Here is a 19752-nt window from a genome sequence, read left to right as displayed (position 1 = left end):
CCCTCTACCAGCCGCGAGCATCCGCCTTGTCCCAGCGTCCCATCACCACAGTTCCTGCCCTGATCGAGGCCGGACTTGCCCACCCGGATGATGCAGACGCGCTGGATCGGGTGGCAGCCGGGTTTCGCATCCGTGTCTCTCCCGCCATGCGCGGGGCGATGCGCGAGGCGCGCGATGGGGTCGCCGCGCAATTCGTGCCCGACACGCGCGAGCTGAATATCCGTGCCGAAGAGCTGGCCGACCCGATCAGCGATGAAGCCTTCAGCCCGACGCCGGGTCTGACCCATCGCTATCCCGACCGGGTGATCCTGCACATCACCCGGACCTGCGAGGTCTACTGCCGCTTTTGCTTTCGCCGCGAGGTGGTGGGTGAGGAAGGTACCCTGCCCGAGCCTGACCTGGCTGCCGCGCTGGATTATATCGCCCGCACCCCCGCCATTCACGAGGTCATCCTGACCGGCGGCGATCCGATGGTGCTGTCGGCGCGCCGTCTGTCGGCGCTGATGACACGGCTGGAGACGATCCCGCATATCGACATCGTCCGTTTTCACAGCCGCGTGCCGGTCGTCGCGCCCCAACGTATTGATGCGGCCATGATCGAGGCGCTGCGCCCGGAGCGGCTTGCCGTCTGGGTGGTGCTGCATATCAACCATGCACAAGAGCTGACCGAAGCGGCGCGGGCGGCGCTGGCGCAGCTGGCCGGGGCGGGTATCCCGCTGCTTTCCCAGACCGTCCTGTTAAAGGGCGTAAACGCTGATCCTGAGGTTCTGGCCGGGCTGTTCCGGGCGCTGATCCGCAACCGGGTAAAGCCGTATTACCTGCATCATTGCGATCTGGCGCGCGGCACCAGCCATTTCCGGACCACCATTGCCGAGGGACAGGCGATTATGGCAGCCCTGCGCGGGCGGCTGTCGGGGACCTGTCTGCCGACCTATGTGCTGGATCTGCCGGGTGGGCATGGCAAGGTGCCGTTGGGTCCTGACTATGTCGAGGAAATCGCGCCCGGTCACTATGCGATCCGCGACTGGCGCGGCGAGAGGCACGAATACCGCGATCCGGACGGTTGAGACCGGGGCGCTTCGCCCCCGGACCCCCGAGGATATTTGGCCACGAAAGAAGCACGCGGCCGGGGCGTGTTGCGTCCCGGCCGCTTTTGGTCAGGCAGTGGCGGCGCGCAAGGCTTTGCGGCGCGCCACCCGGGCGCGAATTGCCTCGACATCCGTGATCGGGGTCGCGGCAAAGAGTTCGCGCGTATAGGGGTGTTTGGGATCGGCAAATACCTCGTCGCGGCTGCCCTGCTCGACCGCCTCGCCCTTGTTCATCACCAGCACATCATCGGCGATGTAGCGGACCACCGACAGGTCGTGGCTGATGAAGACATAGGCGAGGTTGAATTCCTCTTGCAGGTCGGCGAGCAGGTTCAGCACCTGTGCCTGCACGGAAAGGTCGAGCGCCGAGACCGGCTCGTCCAGCACAAGAAGCGTCGGGTTCAGCATCAGCGCCCGGGCGATGGCGATCCGCTGGCGCTGCCCACCCGAGAACATATGTGGGTAGCGGTTAAAGACCCCGGCCGGCAGACCGACCTTGACCAGCATCTCTTCGGCGCGGCGCCGCCGTTCGGCAGCGGGCGTGTCGGTGTTCAGAAGCAGAGGCTCCATCAACACGTCGCCAATCTTCTGGCGCGGGTTGAGGCTGCCGTAGGGGTTCTGGAACACCATCTGCACCTTTGAACGCATCTCGCGCGTCGGTCGCTGCTTGCCGATATCGACGGGCTTGCCCTCGATCAGCAGCTCGCCCCCCGAGGCCTGGTCGATCAGCGCAATGATCCGTGCCAGTGTCGATTTACCCGAACCGGATTCGCCGACGATCGCCAGCGTCTTGCCACGCTCGACCGAGAAGCTGATACCCTTGACCGCGCGCACCGTCTTGGCCGCGCGGGTCAGTGAGCCGGGGACGTAATAGTCGCGGATGAGGTTGCGGCCTTCGACGACGCTCATTGCTGCACCTCCGGTTCAAGAAAGCTGCCGACGGTGGGCAGCCGGTCACCGGTGGCATGTTCGGGCAGAGCCGAGAGCAGTGCACGTGTGTAGGGGTGCGAAGGTGCCTCGAACAGCGTGAGCACGTCGGCCTCTTCCATCTTTTTGCCCTTGTATTGCACCTGGACGCGGTCTGCCGTCTCGGCCACCACGCCCATGTCATGGGTGATGAGGATCAGCGCCATGCCAGTCTGTTCCTGCAGCTTCATCAGCAGATCGAGGATCTGTTTCTGAATGGTCACATCCAGCGCCGTCGTCGGTTCGTCTGCGATCAGCAGCCGCGGATTGGTGGCGATGGCCATGGCGATCATCACCCGCTGGCACTGGCCGCCCGACATCTGATGCGGATAGCTTCTGAGTTTTTCCTCGGGTTCGGGAATACCGACCTGCTGGAAAAGCTCAAGCGCACGGGCCCGCGCCGCGCGACGCGAAAGACCGGCATTGTAACGCAGCACCTCTTCGATCTGGTAGCCGGTGGTAAAGCTGGGGTTCAGCGAGGCGATCGGTTCTTGAAAGATCATGGTGATCTCGCGGCCGATAATGCTGCGCCGCTGGCGCGGTGTCATGCGCAGCAGGTCCTTGCCGTCAAAGGTCATCTCATCGGCGGTGATGGTGGCGATGTCGGGCAAAAGCCCCATTGCCGCCAGCATCGACACCGATTTACCAGAGCCGGATTCGCCGACGATGGCGAGAACCTCGCCCTTGTCCACTGTCACGTCGATACCATCGACCGCGGTGAAGCTGCCGGCCGAGGTGGCAAAACGCACCGTCAGGTTGCGGATGTTCAAAAGCCCCATCGGTCAGCTCCGCTTTAGTTTCGGGTCAAGCGCGTCGCGCAGACCGTCGCCCATCAGGTTGATCGCCAGCACCGAAACGAGGATGGCGAGACCGGGGAAGGTGACGACCCACCAGGCGCGCAGGATGAATTCGCGCGCCTCGGCCAGCATGGTGCCCCATTCCGAGGCCGGCGGCTGCGCCCCCATGCCAAGGAACCCCAGTGCGGCCGAATCGAGCACCGCCGAGGAAAAGCTCAGCGTTGCCTGCACGATCAGCGGCGCAAGGCAGTTCGGCAGGATGGTCTTGACCATCAGCCGCAGGTTCGAAGCCCCTGCGACCCTGGCGGCGGTGACATATTCGCGCGCCTTTTCCCCCATCACCGCGGCGCGGGTCAGGCGCGCAAAATGCGGTTGATAGACTATGGCGATGGCGATCATCGCATTGGTCAGCCCCGGGCCCAGTACCGCAACCAGAACCAGCGCCAGCAAAAGCGATGGAAAGGCCAGCACGACATCCATCACCCGCATGATGACGGTATCGACCCAGCCGCCGAAAAAGCCTGCGACAAGGCCGATGATAATGCCGCCAACAAGGGCGATCGAGACGACGACAATGCCGATGAACAGCGAATATTGCGCGCCATAGATCAGCCGCGACAGCATGTCCCGGCCGACTGCATCAGTGCCCAGCAGAAATTCGGCCCGGCCGCCCTCTTGCCAGAACGGCGGCACCAGCAGCGCGTCGCGGTATTGATGGGTCGGATCATGCGGCGCCAGCAGCGGCGCAAAGAGGGCCGTCAGCACCAGAATGGCAAACACCACAAGGCCGATCACCGCGCCCCGGTTCTGGCTGAAGTAGAACCAGAACTCCTTGAGCATCCGGCGGCGGATGGCCGCATCCGAAATCTTGACTGCGGTATCGGTCATTTGTGCCGGATCCTCGGGTTGATAAGACCATAGGTCAGGTCGACAAGCAGGTTCACGATCATCACGATGGCGGCGATCAGCAACAGGCCCGACTGCACCACCGGATAGTCGCGGCGCGAGATTGAATCGATCATCCACTTGCCAATGCCGGGCCAGGAAAAGATCGTTTCAGTCAGGATAGCGCCGGCCATCAGAACCCCGATCTGCAGGCCGATGGTGGTCACGACCGGGATCATCGCATTGCGCAGCGCATGGACGCCGATCACCCGACGGGGCGACAGGCCCTTGGCGCGGGCGGTGCGGACGTAATCCTCCCCCATCACCTCAAGCATGGCCGAGCGGGTCTGCCGTGCGATCACCGCAAGCGGAATGGTCGCCAGCACGATCGAAGGCAGGATCAGGTGGCTGACCGCCGAGGTAAAGGCGCCCTTCTGGCCCGACAGCAGGCTGTCGATCAGCATGAAGCCCGTTACCGGCGGGAAGAAATACATCAGCGAGATACGGCCCGATACCGGGGTCCAGCCCAGCACGCCCGAGAACAGGATGATAAGCAGCAGCCCCCACCAAAAGATGGGCATCGAAAACCCGACCAGCGCCGCGGTCATCGACAGCTGGTCAAACCACGAACCGCGCTTGATCGCAGCGATGACCCCGACGGGCACGCCGATTGCCGTGGCGATGATGATCGCGACCAGCGCCAGTTCGACCGTGGCCGGGAACAGCGCCAGAAATTCGTTCAGAACCGGCTTTTTCGTCACCAGCGAATTGCCGAGATCGCCCTGCAGCAGGTTGCCGATATAGTGGAGATATTGCTGCCAGATCGGCTTGTCATAGCCAAGCTGGGCCGCGATCTGGGCATAACGTTCGGGCGAGACGCCGCGTTCGCCGGCCATCAGCAGCACCGGATCGCCGGGCAGCAGGCGGATAAAGCCAAAGGCTACCAGCGTGATCCCGAACATGGTTGGGACCAGGTAGAGCAGTTTCTTGAGAATGAATCTGAGCATCGAACCTTAACCTGATGGCCGTGCAGGGGGGATTCCCTGCACGGCCAAGCATTTCAATCCGGGGAAATGGCCTTATTCGGTCAGGTCCACGGCTTCGAAGGTGTAGTCACCCAGCGGCGACTGGACGAAACCGGTCACATTCTTGGCCATCGGCACATATTGCGTCGAGTGGGCAAGCGTGGCCCAGGGAGCCTCGCGTTTGAAGATGACCTGAGCTTCTTCGTACAGCTTCACGCGCTCTTCGTGATCCGAGCTGCTCTTGGCTTTGGCAAGAATGTCCGAGAACTCTTCGTTGCACCAGAACGAACGGTTCGCACCACCCGGGTTGGCCCCGGCGCAGGACAGCAGAACCGACAGGAAGTTGTCGGGGTCGCCGTTGTCACCCGTCCAGCCCAGGATGACGGCGCCCTTGCGGCCCTCTTCCATGGATTTCTTGAGGTATTCGCCCCATTCGTAGCTGACGATATCAACCTTGACGCCAACCTTGGCAAAGTCGCTTTGCATCACCTCGGCGGCGCGGCGGGCGTTTGGCATATAGGGACGCTGGACCGGCATGGCCCAGATTTCCATGGTCAGATCCTTGACGCCGGCTTCCTCAAGCATCTTTTTGGCGGCTTCGGGATCGTATTTGTCGTCCTCGATCGTGTCGTTATAACCCCACATGGTCGGCGGGATCGGGTTCTTGGCGACGACGCCGCTGCCCTGATAGACGGCCTCGACCAGCGCCTGCTTGTCCATGGCCATGTTCAGCGCCTTGCGGACCTGCGGGTTGTCAAAGGGCGCGACCGTGGTGTTATAGGCCAGATAGCCGACGTTCAGACCGGCCTGCTCGTCCATCTTGAGGTTCGGATCGGCACGGATTTCGTCCAGATCAGCGGGCGCGGGATAAGGCATCAGATGGCATTCGCCAGCCTTAAGCTTTTGCAGCCGCACCGAGGCGTCGGGGGTGATGGCAAAGACCAGATCGTCGATCTTGGGCGCCTCGCCCCAGTAATCGGCGTTTTTCTGGTAACGGATCACCGCATCTTTCTGATAGGCCACAAACTTGAAGGGGCCGGTGCCGATGGGCGTGTTGTTCAGATCCTCGCGGGTGCCAGCGGCTTCCAGCGTATCGGCGTATTCCTTGGAGACGATCGAGACGAAGGGCATCGCCACATTGGCGAGGAAAGGCGCCTCGGGCTGGTTAAGGGTGAATTTCACCGTGTAATCATCGACTTTCTCGATGGACTTGATCAGCTTGTCCATCTCCATCGACGAATAATATTCGTAGGTGATCCCGGCCATATACTCATGCCAGGGATGGTCGGCATTGGCCTGACGCTCAAAGGTAAAGATAACGTCGTCGGCGTTAAACTCGCGCGAGGGGGTGAACTTGTCGTTCGAGTGGAACTTGACGCCCTTGCGCAGGTGGAAGGTATATTCCAGCCCGTCCTCGGACACCTCCCAGCTTTCGGCGAGGGCCGGCTCGATCTCGGTCGTGCCGGGCTTGAACTGCACCAGGCGGTTATAAACCGCATGGCCCGAAGCGTCGAAGGTCGTCCCCGAAGTATAGGGCGCGGGGTCGAACCCTTCGGGCGAACCTTCCGAGCAATAGACGAAAGTCTTGGCGTGCAGCGGCGCAGCCGCCATCAGCGCAAAAGCCGACGCCGCGAACAGGCGGGTGGAGAAGAGCGACATAATGCCTCCCATGTCTTGAGATATACCCTGATGCAAACGAATCTGCCTGACAGGTCAAGTGCTCTGCCTGCATTTGGCGTCATTATGACATAATAACGCAGCGAAACGCCGAAATCAGCCCGATTATTTCGGCGTTTCGCCAAGAGAACGCGGCGGAGGAGAGGATATCCGCGTCCTCTAAACACCCCGGTTCAATTCTTCGGGGCGTTGTCGCGCTGCCAGATCCAGTCGTGATCGGGATGATTCTCATAGCGCCATTTGCGGATCGGTCCTGCCATGACGTTCAGGTAATACATCTCATAGCCATAGGGCACGCCGCAGGGGTGATGCCCACGCGGTACCAGCACCACATCATGGTTCTGGACCGCCATGGTCTCATCAAGGCTGCCATCATCGGTAAAGACGCGCTGGATGCCATAACCCTGCGCCGGATTCAGCCGGTGATAATAGCTTTCCTCAAGATAGGTCATCCGGGGAAAGTCATCTTCATCATGGCGATGCGGCGGATAGCTCGACCAGTTTCCATCCGGGGTAAAGACCTCGGTAACCAGAAGGCTGTCGCAGCAATCTTCGGCCTCCATGGCGATATTGTTGATAAAGCGGGTATTCGCGCCCTGTCCGCGCTGGGTCAGGGTGATGCCTTCGGGACCGATACGGCGGGGCGCATGACCGCCCTTGCCGGGGGCCAGGCAGACGGCCAGCGTCAGCTGCGTGGTCGCCTCGGCCCTCCATTCGCTGCCATCGGGCAGATACAGGCAATGGGGCGGTGTCTTTTCAAAGACGTCCATCCGCTCGCCCATCTCACCCCAATCCTGACCGGCGCCGCTGACGCGGGCCTTGCCTTCGACGATGACAAGGATCGCTTCATTGCCACCAGTCTGCCCGCTGGCCACCTCGCCCGGCTCAAGCCGCCACAGATCAAAGCCGACATAGGACCAGCCCGCATTTTCGGGGGTGATATGGTGGACAAGACCGTGCTGGCCGGCCGGTTTACGCAAGAGTTTCATCTGTCCTCGCCGCGGTTCAGAAAAAGCGTCACGAAAAGATAGATCCCCGCCGCCCCGAACAGGATTGCCCAGAAGATCGAGCCGGTAGACAGCTCGACCCCAGCCCAAAGCAGAGGCAGCAGGGCACAAAGGACACGGACCCAGAGGGGGCGGAAAAACGGGTGTTTCGGATCGACCAGCATGGCCCCGAGTCTAGTGCAGCCCGGCGGCCTGCGCCATGTCCTTAAGCGCCCTCAGCCCCATCGACTGATATTCCAGCGGGTTGCGCTTTTCGGGGTCCTGTTCGGCCTCGATCACCAGCCAGCCGCCATAGCCGGCCTCGGCAAGGATGCGCAGCAACGGCTGAAAGTCGATCGCGCCTTCGGGATCGCCCGGCACCGTAAAGGCCCCGGCCAGAACGCCCTGAATAAAGCTCATATCCTCGGCGCGTACGGCTTCGGTCACCGGGCGACGGATGTTCTTGGCGTGGAAATGCGCAACACGGGCGACATGTTTACGCAGGACCGCCTCGGGATCACCACCGCCAAAGGTGCAATGCCCCGTATCAAACAGCAGATGCGTTGCCGGACCGGTCGCAGCCATGAAGGCGTCGATCTCTTCAGGGCTCTCGACCACGGTGCCCATGTGGTGGTGATAGGCCAGCGTGATGCCTTCATCTGCCAGATAGCGGGCGAACTCTTCCATCTTGCGGCCGAACCCGGCCATCTCAGCGTCCGACAGGCGCGGGCGGGCATTGACCGGGGTGTCAGGGCTGCCGTGAACGGTATTCGAGCATTCGCAGACGATGCAGACCCTGCAGCCATTGGCCTTGAGCTTGGCCAGATGCCCCTGCACCGCCGCGATCTCTTCACCGACCGAGCGGGTTAGCAGCGAGGTCGAATACCAGCCCGAGATGAACTTCAGCCCATAGCTGCCCAGAAGCTCCTTGAGCGCGACCGGATCATCGGGCCAGCGATGGCCATTCTCGATCCCGTCAAAGCCGATGATCTGGCCCGCTTCACGCAGGATCTGCTCGGTCGGGATATGGGCGCCGATGCGCTGGTCATCGTCATTGGCCCAGGCGATGGGGTTGGTGCCGAAAAGGATCATTCCTGTAAACCTCAGTTCGCAATCTGCTGTTTTTGCAGCCAGGTTTCATATTGTTCGCGCGCCGCCCTAAGCTTGTCAGATGCTCCGACCTCGGGGACGGCGACGTCCCACCAGTGACCTGCACCGGCAAGACCATCGCCGGGGCCGGGCTCGGCGGTGGTGTCGATAACGATGACCGTGGGAATGTTGCGCCCGCGTGCCGCAGCGATCTGGGCCTCAAGATCACTGATCCCCTGCGCCTTCACCGCATGTGCCCCCATCGAGGCAGCATGGGCGACAAAGTCGATCTGCGGCTGCTCTTCGACATTGCAGTCCACATACATGTTGTTGAACTCTTCCCCCCCGCAGGCGATCTGCAGCCGGTTGATGCAGCCGTAGCCACGGTTATCGGTCAGCACGACGGTAAATGGCACCTTCAGCATCACAGCCGTCGCCAACTCGCTGTTGGCCATCATATAGCTGCCATCCCCGACAAAGCAGACCACCTCGCGGTCGGGCAAAGCAAGCTTCAGCCCCATGGCCCCGGCAATCTCATAGCCCATGCAGGAATAGCCGTACTCCATATGATAACCGCCCTGCGAGGGTTGCCACAGCAGCTTCAGCGCCCCGGGCATGGTGCCAGCCGCGCACATGGCGATTGCTTCGGGTGCCGCACGCTGAACCGCGCCGATGACCTGAGCATCGGTCGGCAGCGCATTCCCCTCGGCAGGTGCGGCGCAATGGGCATCGACCGCCGCAAGCCAATCAGCGCGCAGCCTGGGATCGGCGTTGCCGGCGCGATAATCGCCAAGCAGCGCGCCCAGCTTCTCCAGCGCGACCTTCGCATCCGCGACCAGAGCGGTCGCGCCATGCTTGCCCGCGTCATAGGGCTGAACGTTGATCGATACCAGGCGTCGGGCAGGATTGGCAAAAAGCGCCCAGGAACCAGTGGTGAAATCCTGAAACCGGGTGCCGATACCGATAACCAGATCCGCCTCGGCCGCCAGCGCATTCGCCGCCGCCGAACCATCGACACCGACAGCGCCATAGTTCATCGGATGCGCCTGGGCCAAAGCCGATTTGCCGGCCTGGGTCTCGATCACCGGGATACCGTGATGCGAGGCAAAATCCGCCAGCACCGCCTCTGCCCCCGAATAAATCACCCCACCCCCACAGACGAACACCGGCGCACGCGCAGCACGGATCAGCTCCGTAACTTCGGCCAGTTCACCCGCATCGGGTTCAGGCCGGCGGATATGCCAGACTTTCGGCTCAAAGAACCCCAGCGGCCAGTCAAAAGCCTCGGCCTGCACGTCCTGACAAAAGGCCAGCGTGACCGGCCCGCAATTTGCCGGATCAGTCATCACCCGCAGCGCGCGCGGCAAAGCAGTCAACAGCTGCTCAGGACGCTGGATACGGTCGAAATAGCGGCTGACCGGGCGGAAACAGTCATTGGCGCTGACCGTGCCATCGTCGAAATCCTCGACCTGCTGCAACACCGGATCAGGACGACGCCCCGCAAAGACATCGCCGGGAATGAACAGCACGGGCAGGCGGTTGACATGGGCCAGCGCGGCTGCAGTGACCATATTGGTTGCCCCCGGCCCGATCGAGCTTGTGACCGCCATGGCACAACGTCGCTTCTTGGCCTTGGCATAGGCGATGGCAGCATGTGCCATGGTCTGTTCGTTCTGGCCGCGCCAGGTCGGCAGCGCGTCGCCGATGCCATGCAGCGCCTCACCAAGGCCCGCCACATTGCCATGACCAAAGATCGCCCAGACACCCTCGATGAAACGCTCGCCCTCTTCGGTCATCTGCACCGACAGCCAGCGCGCCATGGCCTGGGCTGCGGTCAGCCGGATCGTCTCGCTCATGCCTTCTCTCCTTGGCGCGGACCCGTGCCCATGGCGCGCGCCCTGTCTGCTTCTTTCGTGCCCAAATATCCCGGGGTGAATTGGCCGCAGGCCAAGAGGGGCAGAGCCCCTCCCCTGCAGCCGCGCCTCACCCCGCTCATGCAGCGACCCCGGCGCCCGTCCGGGCCTGATCCCAAAGCGCGCAAAGCCGCCCATAGCGACTGACCATTTCGGCTACCGCCCCGGCATCGTCGCAACGCCCGACAAGCCAGTCGCGCGCCACCGAGCCAAAGATCGTCCGCCCGACAGCAAAGCCGCGAACCAGCGGATATTGCGCCGCCTTGGCAAAACTGGCCGCAAGCTCACCCTCAGGGGCGTCCAGCCCCAGCACGACGATGCCGCGCAGCCAGGGATCATATTCCTCAATCACTGCGACCGCCTGCTGCCAGGCAGCATCGCTTTGCAAAGGCTCAAGCTTCCACCAGTCGGGATAGACCCCGATCTCATACCAGCGCCGGATCAGCGTCGCCGTGGTGCCGTCATCGACCGGCCCGACCTTCGAGGGGATGACCTCCAGCAGGAACTCCAGATCATTGGCCCTGGCCGCCTCGTAAAGCCGGGTAATGGTCGCCTCCTGATCGGCACGCATCGCAGCATCGTCGTCCGGGTGGCAAAAGCACAGCACCTTGACCACCTGACCCGCAGGCCATTCCGACAGCCCCTGACAGGCCGCGCCCAGATCGGGCTCAAGCCGCAGGGGACGCGAGCCCGGCCATTCGCAGGGCCGCCCGACCCAAAGCCCGGTACCTGCCGATGCATGCAGCGCCTGCCGGCCCAGACGATCGTCGCAAAGGATACCATAGCCAGGACGGCCGCCCTGCACCTCCAGTGCCGCCTTCAGGCAAAGCTGCTTGAAGGCACCGATCCGTTCGGGCGTCGCGCCCTCCAGCTCTTCAAGCTGGATACGGTGGTCAAAGGCAAAGGCGCGGATATCGCCTTCAAGCGGCGGCAGATTGGTGGCGCGATGGACCCGCGCCAGCTCTGCGTCCTTGCGCAGCGCCCGCTCGCGTATACCGCGCTTAAGAAAGAACTTCAGCTCATCAAGACTTGGATAGGCCGGGGTGCAGCCATGGCGGCTGACCGCAAAGGCCCCGCAGGCATTGGCATATTCCAGCGCCCGTGACCAGCTTTCGCCATCAAGCCAGCCTTTGAGCAGACCCGACATGAACCCGTCGCCCGCACCAAGGACGTTAAAGACCTCGACCGGAAAGCCCGGACCGGTCACGCCGCTGTCCCAGCCCTCGACCGCGCCTTCAAAGGCCACCGCTCCGGCCGCGCCGCGCTTGCACACCAGCACCGCCGGCGTCAGTGCACGCACCGCGCGCAGCGCCGTCAGCGTGTCGGTCGAGCCACCGGCGATGTGGAATTCCTCCTCGGTGCCGACGATCAGATCGAACAGCGGCAGATGGGCCTGCAGCTTGGCCGTTACCTTGTCGCTTGCGATAAAGCGGTTCTCGCCGTCGCCATGACCCGAAAGACCCCAGAGGTTCGGGCGATAGTCGATATCCAGCGCCGTCTGCCCCCCGTGCTGACGTGCCAGCCGCAGCGCCCTGAGCACCGCAGCCTCGGTGCGCGGGTGGCTCAGATGGGTGCCGGTCGCGACCACCGAACGGGCCTCGGCGACAAAGGCTTCATCGATGTCTTCTTCGCTCAGCGCCATATCGGCGCAATTCTCGCGATAAAAGATCAGCGGGAACTGCTCTTCGTCGCGAATGCCCAGCAGGACCAGCGCCGTCAGCCGCTCGGGGTCGGTTTTGACCCCGCGCACATCGACACCCTCGCGCATGAGTTCCTCGCGGATAAAGCGGCCCATATGCTCATCACCGACCCGGGTGATCAGCGCCGAGCGCAGCCCCAGACGCGCCGTGCCGCAGGCCATATTCGTCGGAGACCCGCCGATATACTTGTTAAAGGAGCGCATGTCCTCAAGCCGCCCGCCGACCTGAGCGCCATAAAGATCAACTGAACTGCGGCCAATCGTGATAATGTCAAGACGATGCGTCATGCCCCTGCCTCCTGAGCCTGGCCAACTGCCTGCCGCACCAGCGCCATGCTTTCGCGCAGCGCCGTCTCGATATCATCAAGGGCGTGAACCTCGGGCGCGAAGGGTTCAAAGCTGACCGGACCGTCATAGCCATCAGCCAGCAGCGCGCGCAGCTGCGCCACATTTTCAAGCCGGTCGTCGCCATCGACAAGCACGCGATGTGGGTCAAGCATCTGATCGGCCGCAAGGGCCGGATCGGTCACGCCCGAGATATGCACAAGCCCGGTGCGATGGGGAAAGAATTCGGTTTCCCCCGCCAGATGATGGTGGAAGGTGTCATGCAGCAGGCCGAACGCCTCGAACCCTCCGGCCTCGGTGATCGCGGCTATGGCATCGGCCTTGCGCCTGAGCGAGCTTTGCGGAAAGCCCAGTGGCTCGACCAGCCCGGTCAGGCCGCGAGGCTGCAGGATTTCGCGCAGCCTGTCCAGTGCCTCGACCGTGCGGGAATGCGCGATCGGGGAGCCATCGTTCAGCGGGCAAAGCACCAGCGCCCTGGCCCCTGCCCTGGCCACGAAATCTGCCAGACGCCCGGCGCGGCTGGCCAGATCGTCGCTCCACTGGTTAAAGGGGTAAAGCGCGTTGACCGACAGGATGGTCAGGCCGGCATCACCTGCCAGCCGCGCGACCTCGGCCGGGTTCTTGCCAGTCACATCGGGCAGGTCGTTGCGGATCTCGACCTCGGAGCAGTCAAGCTTGCGTGCAAGGGCAAAGAACTGCGCCAGCGACAGACGCGGAGCGACGATATGGTTCAGGGCAAAGCGCATGACCGGACCTCAGGCGTAAAGAGAGGGACGAGCGGGCAGGTCGATGCTGACCGCCTGACCCTCGGCCTCTTGCGCGGCGACACAGGCATCGGCGGTCACGGCGGCGACATAGCCATCCCATGCGGTCGGCCCTGCTGCGGTACCCTGCGCGGCTGCTTTCAGGAAATCGGCCAGTTCATAATCATAGCTGTCGATAAAGCGATCCTTCCAATCCATCAGGATCGGCTGGCCCAGCACCGCACCCGAACGGGTCTGAATGCCCATCGGCTCGGGCAGGCGGGCGATGCCGTCCTCGCCCACGATCTCGCACTGGATGTCGTAACCGTAGTGGCAGTTCACAAAGATCTCGACGTCGATCACCACGCCGCCTGCGGTTTCCAGCACCACGACCTGAGGATCGCGCAGTTTTTCATGGGCGCGCGGGCTCTTGCGCGGAAAGAAAACGCGGGCGCTGGTGTAATCGTCATCAAGCAGCCAGCGCAGCACGTCGATTTCATGGATCAGCGTGTCATGGATCGCCATGGGCGTAACATAGTTTTCACCCACCCGCGGGTTGCGATGCGCGGCATGAACCATCAAAGGCGCGCCGGTGACTTCGCTGACCGCCTTTTTCAGCGCGACATAGCCCGGGTCATAGCGACGCATGAAGCCGACCTGCACCAGCCGCTTGCCAGCAGCCTGTTCGGCCTCGACGATGCGGCGCGCACCTTCTGCGGTGGTGGCCAGCGGCTTTTCACAAAAACAGGGCTTGCCGGCAGCGACGGCGGCCAGGACATATTCCTCATGCGTCTGGCCCCAGGAGCAAACCAGGACCGCATCGACATCCGCGTCGCGGATCAGCGCATGGGGGTCGTCAAAGATGCGCGCTTCGGGCGCATATTGGCGCTGGCAGGTTTCGGCATTGGCGCGGTTGACATCATTCAGCGCCGTGACCCGCGCGCCGGCAAGCACCTCATTGATGCGCCGGGTATGGTCCTGGCCGATGGCGCCGGTGCCGATCACTCCGATCTTCAGGGTCATTGTCATTTGCTCCAATAGGTGTCGATGTAGCGCTGCATTTCACGGCGCATGAACTTGCCGGATTCGTCTGCGCGGTCTTCCCAGGCAAAGACGCAGGCGGTCATGATGCCGTCAAAACCGATCTCGGCCAGAGTGGCGAAAAAGTCGTCCCAGGGCACCTCGCCCTGGCCGATATCAAGATGCTGGTGGATACGCGCCTGGGTCCCGGGCGGGTTCATGATGTAGCGCAGACCGGAGCTGGCGCGATGGTTGAAGGTGTCGCCGACATGGACATGAGCCAGCACATCGGCAGCCTCGCGCAGCATCGCCCGGGTGTCATCGCCGAAATAGAACGTATGGGGCGCGCAATACAGGAACCGGACACGCGGGCTGTTCACCGTGCGGATGATATCAAGCGCGGGTTGCAGCGTCTCACACCAGTCCTCGGGGTGGGGCTCGATGTTGAGGCTGATCCCTTCACGTTCAAGGACCGGGACCAGCTCTTCCATCGAGCGCCACCAGGCATCCTCACACGCTTCGATCATGCTGCCGGTATGGCAGCAGTAGCACGAGCCCTTGTCGGGATGCGGGCCGCGGCCGAATTCGCTGTTCATGGTATCTACGCCCAGCTCGACGGCGATTTCGATGGCGCGCTTCCAATGGCGGACGGCGGCCTGCCGCTCGGTCTCGTCATTGCTGGCCCAACGATACATGGGCAGCAGACTGGCGATGCCGACATCCGCATCCTTCAGTGCCTTTTTCAGCGTCCTGATGCGGTCGGGAAAGACGCGCGGGGCCTTGAACCATTCCAGAAAGTCGCCACGCGGGGACAGTTCGATCCAGTCAAAGCCAAGCTCTTTGACCTTGGCCGGGATCTGCTCCAGCGGCAGATGGCGGTGCATGAAGGGGTCGATGGCAATTTTCATGACGTCCTCAGAATAAGACGGGCTGGCCGGTGCGGGCCGAGCGCGCCATACCGTGAATGATCCGCTCGATCGTCAGACCGGTGGTGAAATCGGGCCATGCGGAGGTGCCGCCGGCAATGGCCTGACGCAGCATCTCGGCCTCGACCACCTTCTGTTCGTTAAAGCCAAAGTTATGGCCCGCGGCGGGACAGAAGGCGGCAAAGCCAGGCTGCGCCGGACCTGTCAGGATGCGGCGGAAACCGTCGGTCTCGGCCTGCCCGGGCTGATAAAGCCACAGTTCATTCATCCGCTCCTGATCGAAACGCAGCGTGCCTTCGGTGCCATGCACCTCCCACGCAAGACGGCAGCGATAGCCACGCGCCACCCGCGAGCATGAAAATTCGCCCGAGGCGCCCGAGGTAAAGCGGATCAGAGCCTGTGCCTGATCCTCATTCTCGACCGTGGCGGTACCGCCCTGATGCGGGCGTTCGGTCACGACCGTATCCATCTGCGCCTGCACACGCGCGACCGGCCCCATCAGCGCAAGCATGACCGAGACCAGATGGCAGCCAAGATCCCCCAGCGCGCCAAGACCGCCCTCGGCCCGGGTCAGCCGCCAGCTCCAGGGCAGCTCGGGGTCGGCCATGTAATCTTCGTCATAGACGCCCCGGAAATGGATCGGACGGCCAATCGCACCCTGCGCCACCAGATCAGCGGCAGCGCGGAACGCGGGCGAGCGGGTGTAGTTATACCCAAGGATCGTTACCCGGCCCGCAGCGCGGGCGGCAGTCTCCATCGCCTCGGCATCCTCGACGGTCAGGGCCATCGGCTTTTCCAGCCAGACATGCTTGCCAGCGGCCAGCGCCGCCTCGGCCATCTCGCGGTGCCTCCCGTTCGGCGTGGTGATCGAGACGACATCGACCGCCGGATCGGTCACCGCCGCGCGCCAGTCGCCGGTACCGCGTGCGAAGCCAAAGGCCGGGGCGAGTTCCGCCGCCCGTTCGGCCGGCGTATCGGCCAGAACCTCAAGCCGGGGCGGCATGCCGCCAAAGGCCGTGGCCAGATTGCGCCAGGCCATCGCATGGCACTTTCCCATGAACCCGGTGCCGATCAGGGCGACACCGAGTGACTTTTGCGTTGCGGTCATGCTGGTTACTCGTAGTTCGAGATATTCTCGGGGGTGACGGGTTCGAAGGGCACCCAGATGTTGCGTTCAGGCTTTTCGCCACGGGCCATGGCCAAGGCTGTCTGGACGGCGACCTCACCCTGACGGGTGGCGTTTTGATAGACGGTCACGTCCAGATCCCCGGCCCGCATCGCCGCCAGCCCGTCGGGCGTCGCGTCGATACCGGCGACGACGACCTTTTCCATGGCGACGCCCGCAGCCTTGAGCGACTGAATTGCGCCGATCGCCATCTCATCATTGTTCGAGATGATCGCATCAAAGGCGACGCCCGAGCTTAGCCAGTTGGTCGTGATGTCCTGACCTTGCGTGCGGTTCCAGTTGCCGACCTGCTTGTCGACGATCTGCATCCCCGAACATTCCGGAGTGGCGATCACCTCTTCGATATCGCGGGTGCGGACGGCCGAAGCCTCGTTTTCCAAGGGACCCATCAGCACCAGCACATTGCCCTTGCCGCCCAGCAGCTTGCAGACCTCGCGCGTTTGCATAGTGCCGCTTTCGATCTCATTCGAGCCGACAAAGCTGGTCCCTTCGGGCAGGGCTTCGTGGTTGATCGGCGGGTGGTTCACATAGACCAGCGGCACGCCCGCATCGACGGCCGCCTGCGTCATCGCCGGGGTCGCCGCGCCATCGACGGCATTGACGATGATCGCATCGACGCCATTGGCGATAAAGTTCTGGACCTGATTTTGCTGGCGGGCAACGTCAAGCTGCGCATCCTCAAGGATCAGTTCGGCGCCGTCCTTGCCCGCCTGATCCTTGATGCCGTTCAGCAGGATGGTCAGGAACGGGTTGTCAAAGCTGGTCATGGCGACCCCGATCCGGGTCTCTCCGGCCCATGCCGGAGAGGTCAGCCCAAGGATCAGCGCCATTGCGGTCAGGCTTTTCATCATTGCCCCTCCCTCAGACTTTCTTGCGTTTTTTCTGGCGATAGACGTCGGCGACGACCGCCGCGACAATAATCACGCCCTTGATCATTTCCTGATAGTAGGCGTCGAGCCGCAGGAAGGTGAAACCCGAGATGATGACGCCAAAGATCACCATGCCGATCATCGTGCCCAGGATCGAACCGCGCCCGCCGGTCAGCGACACGCCGCCGATCACGGCCATGGCGATGGCGTCAAGTTCGTACATCGTACCCATGCCGGCCTGTGCCGTCAGGCCGCGCGCCGCAACCACGATCCCCGCCAGCGCCGACAACAGCCCGGCGATGGCATAGATGCGCACCAGCTGACGTTCGACATTGATGCCCGAGACGCGGGCGGCCTGCGGGTTCGCACCGATCGCATAGGTGAACTTGCCATAGCGGGTATAGCGCAGCGCAATGTGAAAGATCAGCGACACCGCAAGAAAGATGAACACCGGCATCATGCCCCGACCGATGGCCGCAAAGCCGTCCGAGGGAAAGCTGATCGGCTGACCCTTGGTGTACCATTTGGCAAAGCCGCGCGCCGTCACCATCATGCCCAGGGTGGCGATGAAAGGCGGGATCTTGGTATAGGCGATCAGTGCACCGTTGATCATGCCGCAGATCAGGCCGAACAACAGACCGACCGCGACCGGGATGATCACCGGCAGACCCGTCAGGTCGGGATAGACCGCGCGTTCATATCCGGCAGCCTGTGCAAGGCTCATTGAAATCATCGCGGTTGCCCCGACGATCGAGCCCGAGGACAGGTCGATCCCGCCCGAGATGATGACCTGCGTCACCCCGATGGCGATGATGCCCACCACCGAAACCTGCAGGATCATGATAGAGAGCCGTTGCCAGTTGCCCAGAAACGACTGACCCTGTGTGATCCAGCCCAGAATTTCAAAGGTCAGGCAGATCCCGACCAGAACCAGAAGGATGTTTAATTCCGCCATCATCGGGCGGTGCCGGCGCTGCGGCGTGGCCATGCTTGCGTCTGACATGGTGTCCTCTTGTTACTTGGCGGCCAGCGACATGATCTTGACCTGATCAGCCTCGGCCCGGTCGAGAAAGCCCGACACATGACCTTCATGCATGACCATGATGCGGTCGCTCATGCCCAGCACTTCGGGCATTTCCGACGAGATCATGATGACGGCCACGCCCTGTGCGGCCAGATTGGTGATCAGGCGGTGGATCTCGGATTTCGCGCCCACGTCGATCCCGCGCGTCGGCTCATCAAGGATCAGGATGCGCGGCTCGGTCAGCAGCCAGCGCGCGATCAGCAGTTTCTGCTGGTTGCCGCCCGACAGATTCTCGACCGTTTCGTGCAGACTTGGGGTCTTGACCCGCAGCTTGCGCGCCATTTCCTCGGCCTTTGCGGTGATGGTCTTGCGGTCGATAAAGCCGTTTTTGACGTGGTTGCGGGTGATCAGCGCCGACTGGATGTTTTCAAGACAGTCGAGGATCAGGAAACAGCCCGTCTCTTTGCGGTCCTCGGTCAGGAAGGCCATGCCATGCGCCATCGCGTCCGATGGGCAGGTGATGCGTACATGCCGCCCGTCGATCAGAATGTCGCCGATGGGCGCGGGATGAACCCCAAAGATCGCCTCGGCCACATTCGAGCGTTTCGAGCCGACAAGCCCGGCGATGCCCAAGATCTCGCCCGCGCGGACGTGAAAGCTGACATCATCGAACACGCCCGGCAGGGTCAGGTTGCGCACCTCAAGGACGGTGTCGCCGATGGGGCAATCGACCTTGGGGAACATATCGGTGATCTCGCGCCCGACCATCATGCGGATGATGTCGTCGCGGGTCACATCGGCGCTGGCATGGGTGCCGACATATTTGCCGTCGCGGAATACGGTGAATTCATCCGCAATCTCGAACAGCTCGTTCATCTTGTGGGTGATGTAGACGATGCCGATACCGCGCGATTTCAGGTCGCGGATGATCTGGAAAAGATGCTCGACCTCGGCTTCGGTGATGGCGCTGGTCGGCTCGTCCATGATCAGCACGTCCGAGTTGTAGCTGACGGCCTTGGCGATCTCGACCATCTGCTTTTGCGCGACTGTCAGTTCGCTGACTTGCTGATCAGGGTCCAAACGGATGTTGAGCCGTCCAAGCAGGTCCGCCGTCATCTGCCGCATGCGGCCATGATCGACAAGACCCAGCCGGTTCAAAGGCTCGCGCCGGATCCAGATATTCTCGGCCACCGTCATCCAGTTCATCAGGTTCAGTTCCTGATGGATCATGGCGATGCCCGAGTTCAGCGCATCAAGAGGCGTCCTGACATTCAGCGGCTGGCCGGCAAAGCGCACCTCGCCACCGTCAGGGGTATAGACGCCGGCGATAATCTTCATCAGCGTCGATTTACCGGCCCCGTTTTCGCCCATCAGCGCATGGACAGTGCCCGGACGGATGCGCAGCTGCACCCCGTCCAAAGCCTTAACACCGGGAAATTCCTTGGTGATATTATCCACTTCCAGGATATATTCGCCCTGCCAGGCGTTGGTGCGGTCAAGCATCGACCTTTCCC

General features: G+C 62.6%; 18 protein-coding genes. 1 reads left to right on the top strand and 17 read right to left on the bottom strand.

From position 1 onward, the window contains the following. The first annotated feature begins 26 nt into the window (after positions 1 to 26). Entirely contained in the window at positions 27 to 1067 is a 1041-nt protein-coding gene (locus M511_RS12460; RefSeq protein ID WP_085502350.1) for a lysine-2,3-aminomutase-like protein, read from the top strand. 90 nt (positions 1068 to 1157) lie between these two features. Here M511_RS12460 and M511_RS12455 read toward each other — a convergent pair whose 3' ends face one another. The 17 genes from M511_RS12455 to M511_RS12375 all read right to left on the bottom strand — a co-directional run bounded on the left by M511_RS12455 (position 1158) and on the right by M511_RS12375 (position 19741). Further along, complete coding sequence (locus tag M511_RS12455; RefSeq protein ID WP_010395397.1) at positions 1158 to 1997, bottom strand: ATP-binding cassette domain-containing protein; 840 nt, start codon at positions 1995 to 1997, stop codon at positions 1158 to 1160. Further along, positions 1994 to 2833 (bottom strand): ABC transporter ATP-binding protein, encoded by an 840-nt coding sequence (locus M511_RS12450; protein ID WP_010395398.1) that lies wholly within the window; start codon positions 2831 to 2833, stop codon positions 1994 to 1996. Before M511_RS12450 ends, M511_RS12455 begins: the two co-directional genes overlap by 4 nt. Positions 2834 to 2836: 3 nt before the next feature. Beyond that, positions 2837 to 3739 (bottom strand): ABC transporter permease subunit, encoded by a 903-nt coding sequence (locus tag M511_RS12445; protein ID WP_085502349.1) that lies wholly within the window; start codon positions 3737 to 3739, stop codon positions 2837 to 2839. Next, positions 3736 to 4743: an ABC transporter permease subunit gene (locus M511_RS12440; protein WP_085502348.1), complete on the bottom strand. Its 1008-nt coding sequence runs from the start codon at positions 4741 to 4743 to the stop codon at positions 3736 to 3738. Before M511_RS12440 ends, M511_RS12445 begins: the two co-directional genes overlap by 4 nt. 72 nt (positions 4744 to 4815) lie before the next feature. After that, positions 4816 to 6420, bottom strand: coding sequence for an ABC transporter substrate-binding protein (locus tag M511_RS12435; protein ID WP_085502347.1), 1605 nt, complete (start codon positions 6418 to 6420; stop codon positions 4816 to 4818). Between the two features lie 191 nt (positions 6421 to 6611). Further along, positions 6612 to 7427 (bottom strand): 5-deoxy-glucuronate isomerase, encoded by an 816-nt coding sequence (iolB, locus tag M511_RS12430; protein ID WP_085502346.1) that lies wholly within the window; start codon positions 7425 to 7427, stop codon positions 6612 to 6614. Continuing rightward, on the bottom strand, positions 7424 to 7609 hold the full coding sequence (locus M511_RS12425; protein ID WP_085502345.1) for a hypothetical protein: 186 nt from the start codon (positions 7607 to 7609) through the stop codon (positions 7424 to 7426). Before M511_RS12425 ends, iolB begins: the two co-directional genes overlap by 4 nt. A gap of 10 nt (positions 7610 to 7619) precedes the next feature. After that, complete coding sequence (gene iolE, locus M511_RS12420; protein ID WP_085502344.1) at positions 7620 to 8516, bottom strand: myo-inosose-2 dehydratase; 897 nt, start codon at positions 8514 to 8516, stop codon at positions 7620 to 7622. Positions 8517 to 8527: 11 nt separating this feature from the next. Beyond that, the gene (gene iolD / locus M511_RS12415) at positions 8528 to 10369 is read right to left on the bottom strand and encodes a 3D-(3,5/4)-trihydroxycyclohexane-1,2-dione acylhydrolase (decyclizing) (RefSeq protein WP_085502343.1); all 1842 of its coding nucleotides are present in this window, start codon (positions 10367 to 10369) and stop codon (positions 8528 to 8530) included. 136 nt (positions 10370 to 10505) lie between these two features. Continuing rightward, positions 10506 to 12413 (bottom strand): bifunctional 5-dehydro-2-deoxygluconokinase/5-dehydro-2-deoxyphosphogluconate aldolase, encoded by a 1908-nt coding sequence (locus M511_RS12410; RefSeq protein ID WP_085502342.1) that lies wholly within the window; start codon positions 12411 to 12413, stop codon positions 10506 to 10508. Next, positions 12410 to 13216 (bottom strand): TIM barrel protein, encoded by an 807-nt coding sequence (locus M511_RS12405; RefSeq protein ID WP_085502341.1) that lies wholly within the window; start codon positions 13214 to 13216, stop codon positions 12410 to 12412. Before M511_RS12405 ends, M511_RS12410 begins: the two co-directional genes overlap by 4 nt. Before the next feature lie 9 nt (positions 13217 to 13225). After that, positions 13226 to 14236: a Gfo/Idh/MocA family protein gene (locus M511_RS12400; protein ID WP_085502340.1), complete on the bottom strand. Its 1011-nt coding sequence runs from the start codon at positions 14234 to 14236 to the stop codon at positions 13226 to 13228. 2 nt (positions 14237 to 14238) lie between these two features. Beyond that, complete coding sequence (locus tag M511_RS12395; RefSeq protein WP_010395421.1) at positions 14239 to 15141, bottom strand: sugar phosphate isomerase/epimerase family protein; 903 nt, start codon at positions 15139 to 15141, stop codon at positions 14239 to 14241. A 7-nt stretch (positions 15142 to 15148) separates the two neighbouring features. Then, a complete protein-coding gene (locus M511_RS12390; RefSeq protein WP_085502339.1) occupies positions 15149 to 16267 on the bottom strand; it encodes a Gfo/Idh/MocA family protein in 1119 nt (372 codons plus the stop codon). Between the two features lie 5 nt (positions 16268 to 16272). Beyond that, positions 16273 to 17196 (bottom strand): sugar ABC transporter substrate-binding protein, encoded by a 924-nt coding sequence (locus tag M511_RS12385; RefSeq protein ID WP_010395425.1) that lies wholly within the window; start codon positions 17194 to 17196, stop codon positions 16273 to 16275. A 10-nt stretch (positions 17197 to 17206) separates the two neighbouring features. Next, entirely contained in the window at positions 17207 to 18217 is a 1011-nt protein-coding gene (locus tag M511_RS12380; protein ID WP_010395428.1) for an ABC transporter permease, read from the bottom strand. Positions 18218 to 18229: 12 nt separating this feature from the next. Then, a complete protein-coding gene (locus tag M511_RS12375; RefSeq protein ID WP_010395429.1) occupies positions 18230 to 19741 on the bottom strand; it encodes a sugar ABC transporter ATP-binding protein in 1512 nt (503 codons plus the stop codon). Positions 19742 to 19752 lie beyond the last annotated feature (11 nt).

It is taken from the genome of Paracoccus sp. J56, assembly GCF_019633685.1.
Lineage (GTDB): Bacteria > Pseudomonadota > Alphaproteobacteria > Rhodobacterales > Rhodobacteraceae > Paracoccus > Paracoccus kondratievae.
The sequence above is the reverse complement of the archived record's forward strand: the minus strand, read 5'-3'. Positions and strand labels throughout refer to the sequence as shown.